We start from the raw sequence: 20,851 nt of genomic DNA on the forward strand, positions 1-20,851 counted from the left end.
TCCTCACCTTCTTTCTCAACCATTATAGCAAAACCTGATCAAAGTTAGCTACTGACCCAATCGCTCACCAAAAAATTTTATGGTAAAATATACCTTACGAAGTCACTCATGATCATGATCGATAAAAGGAAGGATTCTATGCGTTCACTTTTTAGTAATTCACAAAAACGTCAGTTAAAGATCATTGAGCTTTTGCACCATTCAGAAAAACTCTATACTTATAATCAGTTGGAAAAACAAATCCAAGCCTCATTACCAAGTCTAAAGGAAGATCTAAACTTTATCGAGAAGACTTTTTCAGACCAGATGAGACTGCATTTAACCAACAGCGGCGTGATGGCTCGTTTTAAAAATAATATCTCCTATGAATTTTTTTATCAGTACTATATCGCACATTCTACTCCTTTTCAGTTGATTGAACAGATCTTCTACCAACCCAATCTGACGATTGAAGAGGCAGCAAAACATTTCGAGGTTTCTGTTTCCACCGTCTACCGACTTATCAACCAAATTAACAAACTGACTAAAGCTAAATACCAAATTATGCTTAGAACCAAACCGATTCATTTTGAAGGTAAGGAATTAGACATCCGTTATTTCTTTGCTGAATACTTTAAACAAAAGACCTCTCCCTTAGACTGGCCTTTTGACCATGTGCCACAACCACTAATGCTTGAATTTGTGCAGATCCCTTTTTCTTATATTGAACCAAGCCAATCCTTTGCTAGCTTTCGTAACTTCCTATTGGAAACAACCGTCAACTTATTTCGGATCCAACAGGGTTATAACTCCCAGCTATCTACAGTTGATCAGAAAAAAATCAATGCCTGTTCAATAATCCTTAGTGACACCCATTTTCATACAATTAAGCAAGATGTTGAGCAATTTTTTGCGATTAGGATCGACACCACCCAAATCTATCAAATTTTCTTTAATTATCTTCATGAAAGCTTTGCTTTATCGACCATGGATTTAATGGAAACACCCGACCACCACCGTTCTTTCCAGCTGCTCAGGCAAATGATTCACTCCTTATGTGATGAATTTAATATTACCACTGAGAATTCTAGGGACCTCATCATTTACTTGCATAATCTGGTCCACTCAGAAAATTTTTATATTGGGAATCAACCACTCCTAATTAATCGCAATCAAAGCTTCAGCCAGATGGCTCGCTTCCTGCAACCCGCCTTTTATGACCGAATAAAGTCTATGTTAGACCATTACTTAGCAGAAATGAACATCCAAATTAGTGAAAATGGCAAGGAATTTATGATTGTCTGTATTTATACCCAATGGAAAGAACTTTATGATTATCTCAAAGCCTACATCCGCCAACCAAAACTGATGATCCTGAGTGATTTTAATACCGGCCATGAGAAATTAGTTGAAGCCTTTATCAAAGACCACTTCAAGAGTAACATTAAGATCCTTCACCATTCAAAAATTGATCTCAGTTATGAAGATATCAAAAAATCCGAGGCGGATATTATCATCAGCAACTTCACAATCCGAGAGATCCCAGGTAAAGAAATCATTCATTTCTCAGCCCTACCGAATATCTCAACCTTAAAGAAAATCGAAGAAGCGGTCTTTCGTTTTCGTTTAAAGATTCAAAGTGATGATACAATTTGGAGTCAAAACTAAGGCCTCTATTTTCTAATTTCGATCTGAAAAGTTCTATCCTCGATCCCACTTTGAATTCTTTTTTGATTCAGGTATAATTAATTTCAGTTTACCAATTGATCGAATGTCCTTTTTTTCAAATCTCGTCAACAGAAGGAGCCCCTTATGCGACCACCAAAGTTTTCATTGAAATATTTTACTTTATTTATGATCTTGCCATTCACTATGCTGTGTTTGACTCAACCGCTTCGTGTGGCAGGCCAGATTAAGAACCTATCCAAATTACCGAATTTATCCCAAGACGTCGAAAAAGCCAAGAAATACCCTTCAATTCCTATGCCAGATTCTTATCCAAAAGACCTCGTGCAACTCTTTGATGAACAAGTCAATGCACGTTCCTACGTTGTCGTGGATAGTCAAACGAATCGCATTCTTGCTCAACGCCAGGCCAACGTACCCTATCCAATTGCTTCCATGTCTAAAATCATTCCAACTTACCTAGTCTTCAAAGCAATTGATGAAGGTAAGCTCACACTTGAAACTGAAATCGAGGCTCCCAAAGAAATTACGGATGTCCTATCTAATAATTATGAATTATCGAGCGCCAATTTAATTGGAGGACAAAAATACTCTGTTAAAGACTTGCTCTACGGGGTCATTATGATGTCAGGAAACGATGCTACCTCTGTTCTCATGTGGCATTTATACGGGTCTGAACAAGGTGGAGTAGAAGCCATTAAGGACCAACTAGATGAATGGGGCATAACAGACTATCGTTTCTTTACAAACTCAGGACTCCCCAATTCCTTTTTGCCAGAAGAATGGTGGGCCCCTGGCTCAAGTGCCAATGATGAGAACCAAATGTCTGCTCAAGATGTGGCCCTAGTTGCCCAACACGTCAGTGAAGACTACCCAGAAATTCTTCAAATCGCCTCTACCATTGAATACCGCTTTAAGGCGGACACGGAATTCGAACAAGTTTTTTATACAACCAACTTGTTATTAACGGGTCAGAGTGAAGAACGCCAAGGAATTACGGGGCTGAAGTCAGGTTCAACGGACGCAGCAGGTAATAACTTTGTCGCAACTGGTACAGAAGAAGGGCGTGAACTCGTTACAGTCGCCATGGGAGTCTTCCCAAATGCTGATGGTTCAGTGACCACTCCTTATGCTGATATTAACCATTTACTGAATGGTTTGGCAACCCATCCTGATCTCTATCAGGATGAGAAACTCCCCACGAATAAAAAACCTTCTTTAGCGGAACGTCAAGCTGAGGAAGCCAGTATCCAAGCTTCTATCAATGAATCCATTGTGGAAGCAGCTAAAAAAGATGAGACTCCTGGTGAAGAAGTCAAAGAGTTTGAAAATCGACGGGATAATCCGATCACAGACTTCCTCGGGCAATTTTTTAAATAGGACTTCACCTCTTTCACTTAAATTTAAGATTCTAAAATTTATAGGGATGATGGAAGAAAGAATCTTTTATCATCCCCATTTTTTAAAACACAGAATCAGCATCCAATATAATAGAGGGTTAAGAAGATTTAAAAATCAAGCCTTACATTCCCAACACCTTCGACCATCAGACCTTTACCAATGGCCCAATCGAGGGGACTAATAATAAAATTAAAGTCCTTAAACGCAATGCCTATGGTTACCGTAAGGATACCCATTTCAAGAACCACATTCTTTTGTATCACAATTATCTGTATCAAGAAAAAAAGAGACCAAGCAAGCTCACCTTGCTTGGTCTTCTTTCGATGTCATCCAGTCTCCTTGATAGAGAGCTTTATGACTCACTCGCCTGACTCTTATTTGCGATATCGCGTCGAATCTCTGCAATAAAATCTTGGACTTTCATTGATTCGGAAGCGTCCTGGCCATAACGTCGCACATTAACCGTGCCTGTTTCCACTTCTTGATCCCCAATCACTAATTGATAGGGAACTTTTGAAGTTTGGGCAGACCGAATCTTATAACCCAATTTCTCATTTCGCAGGTCCATCTCAGCCCGAATGCCTTGTTCCTTTAAGGTATTATAGATGGTCGCTACTTGATCCCCATGCGCCTCAAGGCTCACTGGCAATAGGACCACTTGCACAGGAGCTAACCAAGTCGGAAATGCCCCTTTATACTCCTCCAATAAATAGGCAACGAAGCGTTCCATTGTTGATACGACACCCCGGTGGATCACAACTGGACGATGGGTGTTTTGACCATCTTCACCAACATAGGTTAAGTCAAAACGTTCAGGTAATAAGAAGTCCAATTGAACCGTTGACATTGTTTCTTCAATGCCAATGGCCGTCTTAAATTGAACATCTAATTTGGGTCCGTAGAAGGCCGCTTCCCCTTCAGCTTCGAAGTATTCTAGGCCAAGATCATCCATGGCTTCTTTGAGCATAGACTGCGCTTTTTCCCACATCACATCATCGTCAAAATATTTCTTCGTATCCTTGGGATCACGGTAAGAAAGGCGATAACGATAGTCTGTAATACCGAAATCCTTATAAACCTCTTCGATCAGTTTAATGACACGTTTAAATTCATCCTTAATTTGATCGGGTCGGACAAATAAGTGGGCGTCATTAAGGGTCATTTCACGCACGCGCTGAAGACCGGATAAGGCACCTGATTTCTCATAGCGATGCATCATACCCAACTCAGCAATTCGAATTGGCAACTCACGATAAGAGTGAATGGTATTCTTATAGATAAGCATATGGTGAGGACAATTCATAGGACGAAGGACCAACATCTCTCCATCCCCCATATCCATAGGTGGAAACATATCCTCTTGATAATGATCCCAGTGCCCGGATGTTTTGTACAGGTCGGTCTTCGCCATAATTGGAGTATAGACATGCTCATAGCCTAAGGAAATTTCTTTGTCCATAATATAGCGTTCAATAATCCGTCGAACCGTCGCTCCTTTTGGAAGCCAGAAAGGTAGGCCAGACCCCGCCTCTTGACTAATCATGAAGATATCGAGTTCTTTGCCTAATTTACGGTGGTCACGCTCCTTAGCCTCTTGACGCAAACGTAGAAACTCATCTAATTCCTCTTGCTTATAAAAAGCTGTTCCATAGATTCTTTGCATCATCTTGTTATCAGAATTCCCGCGCCAATAAGCTCCAGCTAAGGAAAGAAGTTTAAAAATCTTGATCTTACCTGTCGATGGGACATGAATACCCCGACATAAATCAGTGAAATCTTCTTGCTGATAGACTGTAATCTCCTCGTCTTCCGGCAAATCGCGAATGAGTTCTTGCTTATAAGGGTCCTCCTTAAAGAGCTCCAGGGCTTCTTCACGTGAAACGACCCGACGCACAATGGGGTAATTACTTGCTATAATCTTCTTCATTTCTTTTTCGATAAGAGGTAAGTCCTCTTCGGTAACGGGCTCTTCCTTATCTGTATCGTAGTAGAAGCCGGAGTCAATAACAGGTCCGACTCCAAAATGAATACCAGGATACAAGCGACTCAAGGCATGCGCCATTAAATGGGCAGACGAGTGGCGCATGATATCGAGGGCTTCCTCACTCTTATCTGTAATAATCTCTAGTAACCCATCCTTTTCAATTGGGCGATCATGGTCGATGAGTTGACCATCTAATTTGCCGGCCAGGGTTGCTTTAGCCAGTGACTTAGAGATTGAGGCTGCCACCTGATCTGGTGTTACACCTGACTCATATTCTCTAACATTGCCATCAGGCAGTGTAATCTTGATCATTATTATCAAACTCCTTCTATAAAATAAAAATCCCATTGGTCCATCATAGGACCAATGGGACGTTTAGCACGCGGTTCCACCCAACTTTGTTATTGAAATCTCAATAACCTCTCTTCCAGTTAACGCCTGAAACGTCTCTGCTTAATTGCGTAAGCTTTCGGCAGAGATAAAGAAAAGGGGTGATCATAAGGGGCATTAAGGCTTCACACCAACCAGCCTCTCTCTTTAAAAAACCTTCTTAAGACCTTGTCTTTTCAATTTTCTATAAGATCATTTAATCACTTTTTCACCTTTTATGCAAGACTCATGATCGCTTAAGGGTTAAAACGACGATTACGTCCCTTAAGTGGGTACTCCTTTGCTAAGTATCGGACTCTTTGCATCAAGCGCTTGGCCTTCAAAGGTTCTTCAGAATCACGACTACTACTTAAGTGGATTTCTAATTCTGCTATGGAGAAGTTTGAAGTAAAGAAAGTCACTAAAGACTCCTTCATACGGTATTCTAAGATAACCCCCAAAACCTCATCACGCACCCAGGGTGAATTGGATTCAGCCCCAATATCATCAATCATCAATACCGGTACTTTCTTGGTCTGATTGATCCGCTCATTTAATTGGTCATTCTGTCCAATAAGACTCTTTATCTCCAGAGCGAAGGTTGGATAATGAATCATCTTGACTGCAATTCCAAGTTTTACCAGACTATTGGCTAAGGCGCCTAGTAGATAGGTCTTTCCAACTCCAAAGGGCCCGGTTAAATAAATGCCGCGGCATTCCTTAATATCTTGTTTGGCCTGGGCCAAGAAGTCACTTACTTCTTCCATCAATTCAAGACGATCTTCGCTAGATAAATCATATTCATCTAATTGAGCCTCCCGGACATCACGAGACATCATGCGATTATCAATTAAGGCATCGCGTTTGCGTTGCGCTTCTTGAGATAAATAGGCCTCCGTCGGAACATAGGTCACATCAATGTAGTTATAGTTAATAAACAACTCAGGAGTAAACCCCGGATTTTGTCCCGACTCACCCCGATTTATGGCTTCTTTCTCCAGCATATATTCGTTTAATTTTGATCGGCTATCAGCAATCATTTGACTCGAAAGTTGATGAGAATGTTCTTCAATGAACGCCTTGATCGGTGGGTAGGCCATGATTCGCTCAAGTTGTTCCTGAGCGCTTGCCGTTTGGGGGAAGCGGGTCTGCATCTCACTCATCACTTGCTTGATGGTCTTCATGTTCACTTTCCTCCTTATTCATTAAAGCTTTTAAGCGCTGCCTGATCGCATGAACAGATTCAGGATTTGTCGGACTTACCGGCACCCTTTCATCCACTTGAGTGCCTTCTCCATTCATCCAGGAAGGCAGAGCCTCTTGCCGTTTAGGAATCGACTTTTTCCAGGCCCCTCGATTTTTATTGCTCTGATTTGGTGACTTTTCTTTCACCTTTTTCTGACGAAGCAAAAAGTTTAAAGCCTCTCCAGCATCTTCAAGCCCTGCTTGCTGCCACTGGTTCGCAATGCGGTTGGATCGTCCTCTTTCAAAGTTCGCCTGCCTCTCCAGACCGATCAGATAATAAATCAACATATTGATCACATCATCCTTCAAGGAGGATTGTTGGCGCAGATCACGCAAATAAAAGCTCTCACTCGAGCTCACAAAGCCATTGGAAGCTAACTTCATTTGACTTAAGAAAGCCTCCGGATCTAGTTCCTGGCAAATGCCCACCAGTTCAATCTCGTCATCGGTCAAGTCAGGGTATAGAGCTTTTAGTTTGTCTTTATCGACCGACTGAGCTTGTTCCATGCGTGAGTGCTTCTGCCCTCTTTGCTTCGTAAAGTACTGGTTCTTTTGAGCATAGTCTCGCAAAAGATCTAAATCCACTTGTTGGGAGATTGGATTTTGTGCGAGTTGGGTAACTTGGGCCATGGTTTGTTCGTCTAAATCATAAAATTGACTTAAGTGAACCACTTGTTGTATAACTGCTTTATTTAAAAGCTCCTGGTCAAAACCATTTGTTTCTAATATCTGACGATAGAGTGTTTGGTTGAAAGAAGAAGAAGCAAGATCCTCATTTGAGTCCGGATAACCGTACTGTTCTTTATATTGAACGTCCTTCGTCACTAGGACCAGGTCCCCAAAGTCATGATGGAGCGACTTCTGATTAAAGACACTTGTAAAAGTCTGACTGATCTCTTGATATTTTTCTTGATCAATTCCTTCATCCTTCCAATGGTAATTAAGCTTATAAAAAGCTTCATCACCGATTTGGTGGTATAAGGCACTCGAGAGTTGCGGATGGTTGAAGAATTGCTCAATCGCCAACGGACTTTGTAATTCATAGAGAATTGTTTGACGCTGATAGGAATCATGCGATGCCTGATCTCGGTAGGTCCTCATTAACCCCACACCTTCTAGACGAATTCTAGCTTCATTCAGATCCTGAATTCCCATATTCAAAGTCGGTAACAACCAAGCATGCACTTGTCGATAAGTCCAATCTTCATGATTAAGAGGCTGATTGGCTAAGGTTAAATAAAGACTCAAAGCTTGTCCACCCATGATAGGCTGATAGAGCTGGGTCAAACACTGCAATTGAAGCGGTGCTAAGGACGGTATTACCTTAACTTGATAAGGCTGATAGGGATTAACCTGTAGGACCATCTTTTGTTAGCTTTGATTGAATGACCTGCTTATCCAAAGCTTTCAACTCTTGAATAAAGCGCTCACGTGATTGAAATTCACGGTACACACTCGCGAAACGTATATAAGCCACCTCATCCAGCTCCATAAGAAGCGGCATCACATATTCACCAATCGCTTTGCTTTCCACTTCATGCTCACCTTGTTCAATCAAGCGGCTTTCTACCTTTGCTACGAGTTCGACCATTTGGTCACGAGAAATTGGTCGTTTCTCGGCTGCTCTAACTATCCCGCGTAATAATTTGTCTGGGTTGAACTCTTCACGTGTTCCATCGCGTTTAACAACTAAAATCGGGGTTCTTTCAATGCGCTCAAAGGTATTAAAGCGATACCCACACGTTACACACTCTCTCCGTCTTCTAATTGAAGCCCCATCATCAGCTGGTCTTGAATCGATCACTTTTGACTGCTGGTGATGACATTTTGGACATTCCATCAAAGTTCCTCCTTTCATACAATATTCTCTACCCTATTATAACGGATTGGGAAGCTCCTGTAACGCTTTTGTTATTTGAGAGTATGTCTGCTTCAAGTCATGGGCTGTGCATATCACAACATCTGCCTGGTCTGCCTTGTCCTTAGTAGGAAGTTGACTGGCAATGCGTTCTTGTGCCTCCCCTTGATCCAATTGATCCCTGGCCATCAGCCGTTGAATTTGAATGGCATAAGGTAAAAAGGCAACCCAAACTTGGTCATAGAATTCCAATCGCCCGGTTTCATAGAGAAGAGGTACTTCAACAAAAAGAAAGGGGTCAGTCGTCATTTGAATCTGGTCTTCAAGGGCCTGAAAAACAAGCGGATGGATAAGTTGATTAAGCCATTCAAGTGCATCCGGATTACTAAAGACGATCCTTCCCAGTGCCTTACGATCAATTTGTCCTTGGTCATTCAAGATTTCAGGTCCAAAATGATCTACGATCGCCCTATACCCCCTAGTATGAGGTTGCTGAACTTGATGGGCCATTTGATCCATATCTAGGACCTTAAAGCCTTGGTCTCTTAGATAATTAGCGATGGTCGACTTCCCCGTTGCAATTCCCCCTGTAATCCCAACAACATAAGTCATACCTTCTTCGCCTCCTGACAATTTGGGCAGAAGTGGGTTCCACGTTGCGCTAACTTTATCTTACAGATCCTGCTGCCACATCGAGGACAAGCCTGTCCTTCCTTTCCATAAACTTGGAGTGCTTGCTGAAATTTACCGGCTTGCCCTAAAGAATTCCGATAAGTTCGAATCGTTGATCCTCCAGACGCCACAGCTTGATGAATAACTTCAAGAATGCTTTGGTGGAGAGCTTTAATCTGATCAGGATTTAAATGATCGCAAGGGGTATTGGGATGAATACCGGCCCGAAATAAAATTTCATCAGCATAGATATTTCCGATACCCGCCACAAGCTTTTGATCGAGTAAGACCGGCTTAATCGGGCGATGGGTTTTACCGAGTTTGGAAGCAAATACGCTAATATCAAAGTCTTCAACGGTAGGCTCCGGCCCCAGTCCCTTAGCTTCAAAATAATGATCTAATTGGTCGGGTGTAATCAATTGCATCCGACCGAATTTCCTAACATCATGATATAAGAGGGTACTCCCATCCCTCATAAAGAAAGTAACATGGACATGTCTATTCTGGTGGTCAGATAGATCTTCCCCTGTCTTGTATAAATATTTCCCTTCCATTCTTAGATGGGAAATCAAGACCCAATCACTCAAAATAAAGAGAAGGTACTTGCCCCTGCGATCGACATTGATAATTTTTTGCCCTGAGAGTCTGTTAATAAAGGTTTGAAGATCTCCTACGATAATTCTTGGCCAATCAACTTGAACACGGTCAATCTCTTGTCCGAGAACCAGTTGATTTAATCCGATCTTGACCGACTCCACTTCTGGTAGCTCTGGCATCAAATAACACTCCTTTTCATTTTTATCCGACTAATCGCCATTCACCTGGGTCAGCGATTAGGATTTCAAAGGTTTTCCTCCATTATAACCATAATTCTTACTCGCTAGTGAGTACGACAAGTCCTCCTTCAGTCCTGATCATTTCCCGATAGCCCGCTTGCTGATACTTATGGATTGTCTGTCTCTCTTGATCTTGAGGGGACTCCGCCAGGATGGATTGGTCGTAAATGAGATAGCGAATGGAATTATCAACTTCTCCTTGATTATGATAAAACAAGTCATAAAGGGCGTCTGCTTCAGCAAGAGGAGTCGTATATTGATAGCTGGCTAAGATCGGTTGATCTTTTGGAAGTGCCGCAAGCACTTGGTGACTTTCCTGGTAGCTGCTACGATTTAACCAGTAGTCCTTAAACCATTCACTCTTTTGATTGAACAAAACGAGGGTGAAGGTCAAAGACATGGCAAGCATGCCTCGAATAAAAGAGGGTTGCCAACTTTTTCTTAGCTCTTTATAAGCTATAACAGACATCAGGAAGATCAGGGTCGTTGACCCGAAATGATATTGCTTGAAAACATCCACCTGATAAATCCAATCACTCAACAGGTTAATCACGAACAAGGGTAAAGCCAGGATGAATACATGCCATCTTCTTTGCAGAAGGGGTAACCCTGCCTGACTAGCCAAAATAATCAAACAATAAGTAAGCTTGGAAGGCGTCATAATACTGGTCAGAGTATAAGCTGGTTGGCTAACAGCGTTGATTAAGGCATCAGTCAAGCCTGATTGGTTAGCCAACATAAAATTCGCAAAACGACTTGTCATGGCCCCCTCCCCTGCTTGATTCAACCAGAATACGGCCGCTAAAAAATAAAGGATTGGTAGGATAATTTGTAAGCAAATAAGTCGAAGCCTACTGGATTTCCTTTGTTTTTCAAATAAAAAGAATAAACCCAGGGTCACTAAATAAATGGCGGCATCTTCCTTGACGATTAAGAGCAAACCACTCGCCAAGACACCCCAAATAGGGCGATCCGTTAATAAAAAGTAGAATACCCAAAGAATTAAAGGAGCCAGAAAGCAATTCTCATGATAGTCATAAAAATAGCCTGAATTGAGAGTCGGCAACCAAAGATAGGCTGCTAAGAAGGCTAAGCGTTGACTTGAAAGAAAACCATACTCTTTCAAAATTAAATAAAGAGGCCCTAATCCAGATAGACAAATGATCACCTGACTCACTTCTAAGGTCAAACCATTCGGGAAGAGGTGAAAAACTGGCCATAATACATAGTGGATTGGGGATAAATGAACGGCAAAATGGGATAACAAACGATCTCGCTCGAGCGTTGTCACAGGACCTTGTCCCTTGATCATGGAATGAAACATTTGGGTAAAAATCCCCATATCAAAAGTTGGGGCTCGAAAAGTCTTAATTCGTACAAACATAAAGCCATATAGAATCAGGATGTGAACCAAGGAAACCACCAGCAAAATCCAAGGTAAGGATCGGTTCAATGGTCGAAAACTAAACAAGTATCGAGAAAGGATCATCCAGATCATCAGTCCGATTAATACAAGGCAAAAGGTTTGAAAAAGTTGGCCATCCATTAGCGACGGCTCCCAAGCAAACTTGCCTAATTGAGCTTGCGAATAGTGAGTCTTTATTAATCTTAGTAAGCATAGTCCATATAGAACCAAGACCAAAAAGGCAAATCGATAGCCCTTATGATAATTCACAATATACAGATGAAGGCAGGTAAAAGAAATTAAACCACAGCCTAGAATGATCATTGAACTTCTCGATTGATTGGCTATCAGCAACAAATAACTATTCAAGGCAACCAGTAGCTGGTCTTCCTGCCAATCATTTAGTTTAAAGACACGGTTTACAACTAGGACAAAAGCCCAACACCCGATCCATAAGAAAGCCACTTTAATGGGTGCTAGGCTTTGGTCCAATTGCAGGAAATGGCCGAACTGATTATTTCTTAAGAGCAACAAAATGCTAGTCAATAAATAAGCAATAACGGCCCCATATATCAAGTTATGGTGGTCAATTTTTGTCAATTTCATAGCTAACGCACCTTATCCTTCCGAGGATAGCGTTGATTAAGAAAGAATAAACCGATTAAGCTGATCCCCGCAAAAAGAGAGAGGAGGATTCCAACAGTTAACCCTTTGGGTTTAAATACCATTTCAATCTGATGGTCTCCTGGTTGGACTTGGAAGCCTAAGAGCGCATCCCAGATCGCATGGGTTTCCACCTCTTTGCCATCTACTTTTACCCGCCAGCCCTCATCAAAGGGGATCGAGGTAAATATCCAAGACGCGTCATGGGCAGTAATTGATCCCTTAACAAAATTAGACCCCCAGCGTTCCACCCTCATGCTGGCATCTTTTAACTGAGTGACCAAATTCGTTAATTGTTCTTGATCAAAGCGAAAGACCTTCAATTGGGTCAAGTTAAACTGTCTATCTGCCTTAATCTCCAGTGTTAAGTCAATTCTCTGACCCTTTTGCTGATGAGCGATATTAAAGATCTGATCACTGCCAAATTTCGACCGATAGTCTAACTTCTCGCCATTGACAAGAATCGAAACTTCATCCTGATAAGTCGAAAGGCTCTTAGGAATATTGATAAAATAAGGATCGTCCGTTTCTGGAGTGAAGGTCAAAGTAAATTGCGCGTTCGTGGTAGAGTCTTGGCGAGAATAAATCTGTTCACCAGATTCCGTTGCACCATGGATCAGATTCGTGAAAGACTGACTTGACTCCACCTCTTCAAAAAGATTCTGATTCTGAGACATTAAGGATTTAGCAATTGCATTCTGGTTGGCTATCGGCTGATCAGGGACTAACTGTAATTGAGCAGCCGCTTGATTGATGGCAAATGCAATGGGTAAGGTTTGAGAAACTTTGTAAATAGAAAAGCGGTCTGTTTCAGCCATCTTGTTATGCGGTTGAAGGATATCTTTACGTGTTACATCTGTTGGAAAGACATACGTTCGGTCCATCTCCTCTTGGCGATCCGTTTCAAAAGGCTCATTCGCAATGTAATATTTGACACCAAATAGGGCATCCGTTAAGGGAGTTCCATAGTAATAAATCGATGCATCAATCGCTGAATTGCCTAAATTCTCAAATAGATCACGAGTTGAGGCTTCTAAGCTGGACGAAAAAGTGGTCAAGCCAGGGTAATTGATGGCCATTGGGTCATTCTTAGACCGATAAAAAGTCTTGGATATCCGATAAAAATCTGACTGGTCAGGTCGTATCAAATCAACTGCCTCATCGATCACATTCAAAGCATTCTCGAACTTATACGCATTATTATGGTTAATCGCTCCTTGAGAAATGAAGGCATTCATACCCAACTCAAAGAAGGTCAAGGCTAAGACCATCAACCATTGCCAGGATCCTCTCTTAACAAAATATAGGATTAGGACCATCAAGCCCACCAACAAGGCAGAAGCTTGCCTTTGTTCAGGACTTAAAAAACTATACTCCTTTGGCAGGATAACGGCCTGGACCAGACAGGTTAGGGCCATCATGACAAAGACCTTCCAACTTTCAACCTTACAATCTTTTAACCCCTGAAAGGCTAACGTTAGCACAAAAAAGATCAAGATCCATGAAAAGCGGTAAAAGAAGCCTGCTGGATTTTGCCCCATATGCCAAATCTTACTGGTCCATTCATGACTAATGGATAAGAAGAAAATCAGCAGCATGAAAGTACTAGCAATTTTATTCCGTCTTTTAATTTTGTCTGATAAATAATAGAAAACTAAGCCGATTAAACCTAAGGATCCCATGTAAATATTAGGAAGATTTGGCCCTGCAGACCAGCCATTATTATCAAATGATCCGATCATCAATTTAGCTAAAATATCTAAAGGATTAATCTGAAATTCCCAAGCAAATTCCATTCCTGAACTCAAAGCCCCTTTAGATGCTAGTAGGTTATGGATATTCGGCAAGAGAATAAAAGAGGTTAAGCCAATTCCAAGCAGGGATAATACTCCTAGATAAAGCACCTTCCGTAAGCTAATCTTTAAAAAACTAGCTAGGTCATGGTCGCCATAATGGACCACGAGGTAGTAAAAAGTATAGAAGAAAACAAAGAGGCAAACCATGTAACCCATGTAATATTGGATGATCATCGTTAATGCGAGCAATAGAACATAACGATAGCCCCTTTGGCCATCTAGGAACTCTTCAAGTGCCACAAGCAAGATTGGCAGGAGCCACAAGGCATCCATAAAAATGGGAACCATCTGATAAGATACAGCAAAACCATTCAGCGCATAGGCGACCGCTAATATTATGGTTCGGATTGGGTAGGATTCCCCTTGATGTCGCTTGATCAAATAATAAGCCATTGAAAGACCAATTGCTGCATATCTCAGCCAAACAGATAAAAAGATAGCATAAGAGATGTATTTCAAAGGGACGATCAAATAAAACAAATTAAAGGGACTCAAAAGATAATAGGCCCAGGCACCCACCATGTTCCCACCCAAACTCTTCGTAAAAGAATAAAACAAGCTATTCAAGTCGCCTGAATGAAGGCTATTGCGCATAAAAAGATAAAGGTCAATAAACTGTTGGTTAAAATCTATGGCCAAGAAGGATTGGCTTCCAAAAGGAAAATAGTGGTTAAAATACCAAACGATGACCAGGATGACCAATGGGCAAAAGGCACTCATTGAGTAAATCAACTGTCTTTTCTTCATTATTTACCTCTCTTCTTAAAATTACTTTCCTTGATCAAGTAATGCGGCCGTCTTTTAACCTCATAGAATATTTTTCCTATATATTCACCCAAGACCCCAATTGAAACAAGCTGGACCCCACCAAAGAGGACCACAGAAAAAATAGTGGTGAAGTAGCCCGATACAGCTAAATCTGGGTGTCTTAGATAATTAATGAACAGCCAAAGCAGATAAAGCACCGCTATGGCAATACAGACCATGCCTAAAATAAATATCATTCGCAAAGGCTTGTTTGAAAAAGATAATATCCCATCTAAGCCATAATTTAATGACTTCTTAAAAGACCACTTCGTCTGTCCGGCCTCCCTTTGTTCATTCGGATAATCGATCACCGTTTCCTTAAAACCGATCCAGGAGAAAATCCCTTTTGAAAAACGGTTATATTCCTGCAAGGAGACAATGGCATCGACCGCCTGTCTAGAAAGCAAGCGAAAGTCTGAAATCCCATCTGTTAATTGCACATCCATCAACCGATTTGCAACTTGATAAAAAGCTTGGGCAAATAAACGAGTGGACCTTTTATCTCCCTCACGGGTTCTTTTGGCATTTACCACATCGTAGCCTTCTTCAAACTTAGCGAGCATCTCGTGAATAAGATAGGGAGGATTTTGTAAATCACCGTCCATGATAATAACGCAGTCGCCACTAGCATGTTCAAGTCCCGCTAGCATCCCTGCTTCTTTACCGAAATTACGAGAAAAAGATAGGTAATGCACTTCTGAATTCCCACCTGCAATCTCTCGCATTAAGTCTAATGTCTGATCCGTTGACCCATCATCAACATACAACAATTCAAACTCATAATGGGACAAGGGTTGAATGGCAGCCATAATAGCTTGATGGGTTTTTACAATCATCTCTTCTTCATTGAAGAATGGCACGAGTATTGTTACCTTCATTATCCTTCCTCCTGACCTTCGAAATATATTTTTCGGGAAATGAAGTTGAATGTCATGACAAAAACACCAACAATCACCTTGGCTAACATCACATCAAGCCTTAACCAGTCGACTAGGATTAACAAGCCTAAGAGTGTGAGCAACAGACCCACAATACTCAAGATAAAAAATGCAATCATTTCATGCGTCTTCTTAGCTTGTTTGTTTTTATTCAAAAAAACAAATCGCATACTCAATTCATAATTATAGAAAGTAGCCAGCACAAATGCGCAGGTAGCAGCGATAAAATGGTTGATCCCAAACTGATAATTCAAGAGATAGAGAATTCCCATATCTAACAGGGTGGCTGTGCCTCCAACGAAGACAAAGCGAACAAGTTGATTGATTAATTGACTCATTTTAAACTTCCTTAACTTAGTTTTACTCTTAAATTATAGCTAAACTCCTTGTAGAATTCATGAATATTTCGTACAAAGTCATAGAGAAGACTAATATTCTGGCGACACCCAAGCGGAAGAAGGGGTTACTTTAAGTCATACCAATTATCCCCGATATGATAATCAACTTTTAGGGGGACTGATAAATTACAAGCGGATTCCATTACTTGAGGAACTAAAACTTCTAATCGTTCCATTTCATCTCGCGGCCCTTCCAAAATCAACTCGTCATGCACCTGAAGAATGATCCGAGACTTCAATTCTTCTTGGTCAAGTGCTTTATTCAAGTTCACCATTGCAATTTTAATAATATCTGCAGCCGTTCCTTGAATGGGAGAATTCATCGCAGTTCTTTCAGCAAAAGACCGAACATTAAAATTCGAAGCATGAATATCAGGTAAGTAACGACGTCGATTAAAAAGTGTCTGAACATAACCGTGCGTCCGTGCTGATTGGACAATTTCTTCCATATAGTCTGCAATTTTTGGAAATTGTTCAAAGTAGCGGTCGATAAACTTTTTTGCTTCCTTACGAGGAATGTTCAAATTTTGAGAAAGGCCATAATCTGAAATGCCATAGACTATTCCAAAATTGACTGCTTTAGCCTGACGTCGATGTTCTGAAGAAACTGGCTCTTCCGCTGCTAGACCAAAGACACGACGGGCAGTGGTCGAATGAATATCTTCACCTTCAATAAAAGCTTGGATCATATGCTCATCTTGTGCCATATGGGCTAGGACCCGAAGTTCAATTTGGGAGTAATCGGCACCAAACATTTGCCAGTCTTCATGTGCCGGAACAAAGGCCTGACGAATCAAACGCCCTTCTTCAATCCGAATCGGAATGTTTTGTAAGTTAGGGTCGGTCGAAGATAAACGGCCCGTCTGAGTTAAAGTTTGAACATAGCGGGTGTGAATCTTACCGTCTTCCTTAATAAATGGCGGCAGCCCCTTCAAGTAGGTTGATTGAAGCTTCGCTAATTGACGATAATCAAGAATCGCTTGAATAATTGGGTGATGGTCGATTAACTTCTCTAAGACATCAGCAGCTGTCGAATAGCCTGTCTTAGTCTTCTTAATGACTGGTAACTCCAATCGTTCAAAGAGGACTTCACCTAGTTGCTTAGGAGAATTCAAGTTAAAGTCTCCGCCCGCCATCTCATGAATTTCAGCCTGCATTCTATCCAGTTGGACTTGTAACTGACGATCTTTGTCTTCTAGGATTTGACGGTCCACCTTAACACCCGTTATTTCAGTTTGAGCCAGACTTTTGGCTAAGGGAATTTCCATTTCATCATATAGCTGGGTCATTTCGACCTGGTTCAATTGGTTTTTGAGGGGACCCTTCGCTTGATATAAAATTTGTAACTTATAGGCTAAATGCTGATAAAATAATTCCTTGTCACTAGGAATCTTTTTCTTGCTTCCTTTCCCATAAATGACCTCGTCATCTTGAATGGGAATAGAAGATCCAATAAATTCAGCAATCTCCTTGAAACGATGTTGATTATTGGTGTCGACGAGATAACGCGCCAGTTGGATATCCATATCTAATCCCTTAACTTGACAATCATAACGGCTGGCAAGTACCGCCTCACGCTTATAGTCATAGAAAATCTTTTTTTTGTCAGGATTAGACAGCCATTGACAGAAAATGGGGTTTTCAAAAGCCAGACTCGCCTCGGTCACATAGACCTGATGGTTTTGATAGTCATACCAAGCAATGGCTTCAATGGGTGCAAAATGATAATTGTCATCCAGTGTCTCACTATAATAAGCGACCTTGTCCACTAACATCGAGGGCGTAATCTCGCTGACCCATTGAATCTTATAGGGAACATCTTGAGCTTTTGTATCAGTAAGCTGATGAGTCGGGCTTGAATCGACCATGTCCTTCAAGAAAGAACGGAAATCCATTTCTTGATACAGTTTTAAAAGTAAGTCTGAATTGACTTCCTTCCTCTTAAGATCCTCCAGACCGATCTCTAAGGGGACTTGGCAATGAATCTGGGCTAAGTCTTTACTTAAGAATGCCTGATCCTTGTCTGCTATCAAATTCTCCTTCATTTTTGAAGGTTTGAGTTCATCTAACTGCTCATATAAATCTTCAACAGACCCAAACTGATGGAGTAGCTTGAGTGCCGTCTTCTCACCAATCCGTCTTACACCAGGATAATTATCCGATGTATCCCCCATCAAGCCTTTCATATCGATAATCTGTTGAGGGGTAATGCCCCATTTTTCCTGTATCGTAGCCGGAGTGTAGGCTTCTAAATCCGACACACCTCGGCGGGTAATATAGACCGTTCGATGGTCTGCTGCTAATTGGGTTAAATCTTTATCACCCGAAAGAATGATCACTTGGTCCTCTTCACTTGCTTGATGCGCAAGTGTGCCGATAATATCATCCGCTTCGTAATTTAACAGATCATAATAGGGAATCCCATATCCATCTAATAAAACTCTAAAGTAAGGGAGTTGTTCCCTAAATTCACTCGGGGTCTTCTGTCTACCGAGCTTATAATCTGCATATTTCTGAGTTCTAAAAGTGACATTGCTCTTATCGAAGGCAACTAACACATGTGTCGGGTCAAACTGGTCTAGGACATTATCTAACATTCGTTTAAAAGAAAAGATAGCGTTCGTATGAAGACCGTTCTGATTCTGAAATCGATCCAGGTCCGTAATTGAAAAGAAAGCTCGAAAAGCTAAACTTGAACCATCAATCAACAAAATTCTTCTTTGTGTCATGGCGTCCTCCTTATTGAAAAAGGCTGGATCTACCAGCCATGTGTCGTATTGTTATAACCGTTTAGGATGTAGTGCACCGTATGCTTGTTCAAATTGACGAGCTAGATTATCAATATCCCCTGCTCCCATAAAGAGTAAGACTTCATCTTGATATTCCATCAGGGGAGACAAGTGGTCACTTGAGATAATCTCAACACGTTCATTAATCATAGAAGCGAGATCTTCTATCTTAACCTCACCGCTCGTCTCACGGGCCGATGTAAAAATATCCACTAGATGTACATGATCAGCTAAAGACAATGCTTCTGCAAAGTCTTTTAACAGGGCAACAGTACGTGAGAAGGTATGTGGTTGAAAAATCGCAACAACTTTTCGATTAGGATATTTCTGCTTGGCTGCATCAATCGTTGCCCGGATCTCACTGGGATGGTGTGCATAGTCATCAATCATGATCAGGTTTTGGACTTTCTTCTCTGAAAACCGTCGTTTAACTCCTTGGAAGGTAGCTAAATGAGTTGCTATCTCTTTGGCTCCAAAGCCTTCAAGGTATAAAAAGGCAATAACCGATAATGCATTCAAAATATTATGCTCACCGTAAGAAGGAAGATAAAACTCACCAAATAATTTTCCTTCAATAAAAACCTCAAAATTAGACCCAGCCTCATTCCGATCAATATTTGCAGCATAAATTGTATGGTCTGGTGAAAAACCATAGTAGTAGATCGGATGATCCACTTCTAATTGGGCCAAATATGAATCTTCTCCACAAGCAATAATGCCTTTTTTAGCCTGACTGGCAAATACTTGAAAGGCATTAAAGACATCATCGATCGATTGGTAATAGTCCGGATGATCAAAATCAACATTGGTTATAATCGCATAGTCCGGTTGATAAGCAAGAAAATGACGGCGGTACTCGCAAGCTTCCAAAACAAAGTAATCCGCCTTTTCATCCCCATAGCCCGTGCCATCTCCTATTAAATAAGACAAGGGGGCTAGCTGCTTGAGTGTGTGCGCCAAGAGCCCTGTGGTAGATGTCTTACCATGTGAACCTGTTACCGCAACAGACGTATAGCGTTCAATCAAATCGCCAAGAAAATCATGATAGCGATAAATGGGCAGGTTAAGCGAGCGTGCCTTAACTAATTCTGGATGGTTATCATCGAAGGCATTTCCCGCAATAATCGTCAAGTCTTCTGTGATATTTTCCGGAGTAAAATCCATGAGTTTAATATGCTGGCGTTCAAGCTCCTGCTGAGTAAAGAAATATTTACCGACATCTGATCCTTGTACTCGGTAACCTTCTCCATGCAGAATCAGAGCCAATGCGGACATGCCGGATCCTTTAATACCTACGAAATGATAAATCGTATCTTTATTCATCATATTGCGTCCCTTCTTCAAGCAATATATATTTGTCTTTTGGTTTAACAAGTCTTTGTAACAGTTCCCGACTCACCTCAACACTCGAATGTGCTTCAATCGGTTTGTCAGCAAATGACTGATCTTGATTTCTTAAGCTAGAAGTTCTACTTTCCGTATTTCTTGCCTCATTTTTCAAAGCTTCTTCTCGAAGATCCTTCCACCGACTGGTCGCTTGACTGGGGATGGTATCCATATAGCTTGTTTGCACAGATGAATCCCTATCAGCATGCTCTTGTAGCCTTTTATTTAATTGATCATTAGATAAGCTACTCGACTGGTTCTTTTTTTCTAAGAAAGGAATCGAGCTTTCTCTTTCCGCTTTGGATGGTCTGTTAGACGACAATTCAGGATGACGGTCATTCACTGGAAAAGTTGATTGATTACTCGGCCAGTCTGATTGAGTCAATGAAGAGGTCTCACTTCGCTGACCAGTCTGGCTTCCCCAATTCTTATGACTTGGATTTTTCTTAACATAAGCTGGTATCTCGAGCGCCTGATCGGACAAAATCGGCTTGTGAAAACTTCTGTTAGCCAAAGTGGATTTCATTTTTTTATCTTGCGACCGATAAACAGGCCCCTTGTAATCCGAATCGTTCATCC

15 protein-coding genes, 1 pseudogene and 1 other annotated feature are annotated in these 20,851 nt (G+C 41.2%); of the genes and pseudogenes, 3 read left to right on the forward strand and 13 right to left on the reverse strand.

Annotation, left to right across the window (positions count from 1 at the left end):
- Positions 1 to 138 precede the first annotated feature (138 nt).
- From HMPREF9708_RS02115 to HMPREF9708_RS08500, 3 genes and pseudogenes are all read left to right on the forward strand, one after another.
- Positions 139 to 1,647, forward strand: coding sequence for a helix-turn-helix domain-containing protein (locus tag HMPREF9708_RS02115; RefSeq protein WP_006308404.1), 1,509 nt, complete (start codon positions 139 to 141; stop codon positions 1,645 to 1,647).
- A 144-nt stretch (positions 1,648 to 1,791) separates the two neighbouring features.
- On the forward strand, positions 1,792 to 3,045 hold the full coding sequence (locus tag HMPREF9708_RS02120) for a serine hydrolase (protein ID WP_006308405.1): 1,254 nt from the start codon (positions 1,792 to 1,794) through the stop codon (positions 3,043 to 3,045).
- Positions 3,046 to 3,185: 140 nt separating this feature from the next.
- A pseudogene (locus HMPREF9708_RS08500) lies at positions 3,186 to 3,437 on the forward strand (transposase); the annotation flags it as partial.
- Here HMPREF9708_RS08500 and thrS read toward each other — a convergent pair.
- The 13 genes from thrS to HMPREF9708_RS02185 form a co-directional block, all read right to left on the reverse strand.
- Positions 3,419 to 5,362, reverse strand: a complete 1,944-nt coding sequence (gene thrS, locus HMPREF9708_RS02125; protein WP_006308406.1) for a threonine--tRNA ligase — start codon at positions 5,360 to 5,362, stop codon at positions 3,419 to 3,421. The pseudogene HMPREF9708_RS08500 and the gene thrS overlap by 19 nt on opposite strands.
- A 52-nt stretch (positions 5,363 to 5,414) precedes the next feature.
- Positions 5,415 to 5,629: a binding site (T-box leader), on the reverse strand.
- Between the two features lie 47 nt (positions 5,630 to 5,676).
- Positions 5,677 to 6,603: a primosomal protein DnaI gene (gene dnaI / locus HMPREF9708_RS02130; RefSeq protein WP_006308407.1), complete on the reverse strand. Its 927-nt coding sequence runs from the start codon at positions 6,601 to 6,603 to the stop codon at positions 5,677 to 5,679.
- Complete coding sequence (locus tag HMPREF9708_RS02135) at positions 6,575 to 8,029, reverse strand: DnaD domain protein (RefSeq protein ID WP_006308408.1); 1,455 nt, start codon at positions 8,027 to 8,029, stop codon at positions 6,575 to 6,577. Before HMPREF9708_RS02135 ends, dnaI begins: the two co-directional genes overlap by 29 nt.
- A complete protein-coding gene (nrdR, locus tag HMPREF9708_RS02140) occupies positions 8,013 to 8,504 on the reverse strand; it encodes a transcriptional regulator NrdR (protein ID WP_006308409.1) in 492 nt (163 codons plus the stop codon). Before nrdR ends, HMPREF9708_RS02135 begins: the two co-directional genes overlap by 17 nt.
- Positions 8,505 to 8,540: 36 nt before the next feature.
- Entirely contained in the window at positions 8,541 to 9,134 is a 594-nt protein-coding gene (gene coaE, locus HMPREF9708_RS02145) for a dephospho-CoA kinase (RefSeq protein ID WP_006308410.1), read from the reverse strand.
- Complete coding sequence (mutM, locus tag HMPREF9708_RS02150; protein ID WP_006308411.1) at positions 9,131 to 9,970, reverse strand: DNA-formamidopyrimidine glycosylase; 840 nt, start codon at positions 9,968 to 9,970, stop codon at positions 9,131 to 9,133. The genes coaE and mutM overlap by 4 nt, the downstream gene beginning before the upstream one ends.
- A gap of 97 nt (positions 9,971 to 10,067) precedes the next feature.
- Positions 10,068 to 12,041, reverse strand: coding sequence for a DUF2079 domain-containing protein (locus tag HMPREF9708_RS02155; protein ID WP_006308412.1), 1,974 nt, complete (start codon positions 12,039 to 12,041; stop codon positions 10,068 to 10,070).
- Positions 12,042 to 12,043: 2 nt separating this feature from the next.
- Positions 12,044 to 14,701: a YfhO family protein gene (locus HMPREF9708_RS02160; RefSeq protein ID WP_006308413.1), complete on the reverse strand. Its 2,658-nt coding sequence runs from the start codon at positions 14,699 to 14,701 to the stop codon at positions 12,044 to 12,046.
- Positions 14,701 to 15,639 carry a glycosyltransferase PgfS gene (gene pgfS, locus HMPREF9708_RS02165; protein WP_006308414.1) on the reverse strand — a complete coding sequence of 313 codons (939 nt, stop codon included), beginning with the start codon at positions 15,637 to 15,639 and terminating at the stop codon, positions 14,701 to 14,703. Before pgfS ends, HMPREF9708_RS02160 begins: the two co-directional genes overlap by 1 nt.
- Complete coding sequence (locus HMPREF9708_RS02170) at positions 15,639 to 16,037, reverse strand: GtrA family protein (protein ID WP_006308415.1); 399 nt, start codon at positions 16,035 to 16,037, stop codon at positions 15,639 to 15,641. The genes pgfS and HMPREF9708_RS02170 overlap by 1 nt, the downstream gene beginning before the upstream one ends.
- Positions 16,038 to 16,162: 125 nt before the next feature.
- The gene (gene polA / locus HMPREF9708_RS02175) at positions 16,163 to 18,826 is read right to left on the reverse strand and encodes a DNA polymerase I (protein ID WP_006308416.1); all 2,664 of its coding nucleotides are present in this window, start codon (positions 18,824 to 18,826) and stop codon (positions 16,163 to 16,165) included.
- A 51-nt stretch (positions 18,827 to 18,877) separates the two neighbouring features.
- The gene (murC, locus tag HMPREF9708_RS02180) at positions 18,878 to 20,212 is read right to left on the reverse strand and encodes a UDP-N-acetylmuramate--L-alanine ligase (protein ID WP_006308417.1); all 1,335 of its coding nucleotides are present in this window, start codon (positions 20,210 to 20,212) and stop codon (positions 18,878 to 18,880) included.
- Positions 20,202 to 20,849: a hypothetical protein gene (locus HMPREF9708_RS02185; protein ID WP_006308418.1), complete on the reverse strand. Its 648-nt coding sequence runs from the start codon at positions 20,847 to 20,849 to the stop codon at positions 20,202 to 20,204. The genes murC and HMPREF9708_RS02185 overlap by 11 nt, the downstream gene beginning before the upstream one ends.
- Positions 20,850 to 20,851 lie beyond the last annotated feature (2 nt).

This window comes from Facklamia languida CCUG 37842, from assembly GCF_000245795.1.
Taxonomy (GTDB): Bacteria; Bacillota; Bacilli; order Lactobacillales; family Aerococcaceae; genus Facklamia; species Facklamia languida.

Coding starts and splice junctions, on each gene's coding strand:
- nrdR (WP_006308409.1), bottom strand. CDS start 8,504: ATGGAATGTCCAAAATGTCATCACCAGCAGTCAAAAGTGATCGATTCA.
- HMPREF9708_RS02185 (WP_006308418.1), bottom strand. CDS start 20,849: ATGAACGATTCGGATTACAAGGGGCCTGTTTATCGGTCGCAAGATAAA.
- HMPREF9708_RS02135 (WP_006308408.1), bottom strand. CDS start 8,029: ATGGTCCTACAGGTTAATCCCTATCAGCCTTATCAAGTTAAGGTAATA.
- coaE (WP_006308410.1), bottom strand. CDS start 9,134: ATGACTTATGTTGTTGGGATTACAGGGGGAATTGCAACGGGGAAGTCG.
- murC (WP_006308417.1), bottom strand. CDS start 20,212: ATGATGAATAAAGATACGATTTATCATTTCGTAGGTATTAAAGGATCC.
- mutM (WP_006308411.1), bottom strand. CDS start 9,970: ATGCCAGAGCTACCAGAAGTGGAGTCGGTCAAGATCGGATTAAATCAA.
- HMPREF9708_RS02115 (WP_006308404.1), top strand. CDS start 139: ATGCGTTCACTTTTTAGTAATTCACAAAAACGTCAGTTAAAGATCATT.
- HMPREF9708_RS02170 (WP_006308415.1), bottom strand. CDS start 16,037: ATGAGTCAATTAATCAATCAACTTGTTCGCTTTGTCTTCGTTGGAGGC.
- polA (WP_006308416.1), bottom strand. CDS start 18,826: ATGACACAAAGAAGAATTTTGTTGATTGATGGTTCAAGTTTAGCTTTT.
- pgfS (WP_006308414.1), bottom strand. CDS start 15,639: ATGAAGGTAACAATACTCGTGCCATTCTTCAATGAAGAAGAGATGATT.
- HMPREF9708_RS02160 (WP_006308413.1), bottom strand. CDS start 14,701: ATGAAGAAAAGACAGTTGATTTACTCAATGAGTGCCTTTTGCCCATTG.
- HMPREF9708_RS02155 (WP_006308412.1), bottom strand. CDS start 12,041: ATGAAATTGACAAAAATTGACCACCATAACTTGATATATGGGGCCGTT.
- HMPREF9708_RS02120 (WP_006308405.1), top strand. CDS start 1,792: ATGCGACCACCAAAGTTTTCATTGAAATATTTTACTTTATTTATGATC.
- thrS (WP_006308406.1), bottom strand. CDS start 5,362: ATGATCAAGATTACACTGCCTGATGGCAATGTTAGAGAATATGAGTCA.
- dnaI (WP_006308407.1), bottom strand. CDS start 6,603: ATGAAGACCATCAAGCAAGTGATGAGTGAGATGCAGACCCGCTTCCCC.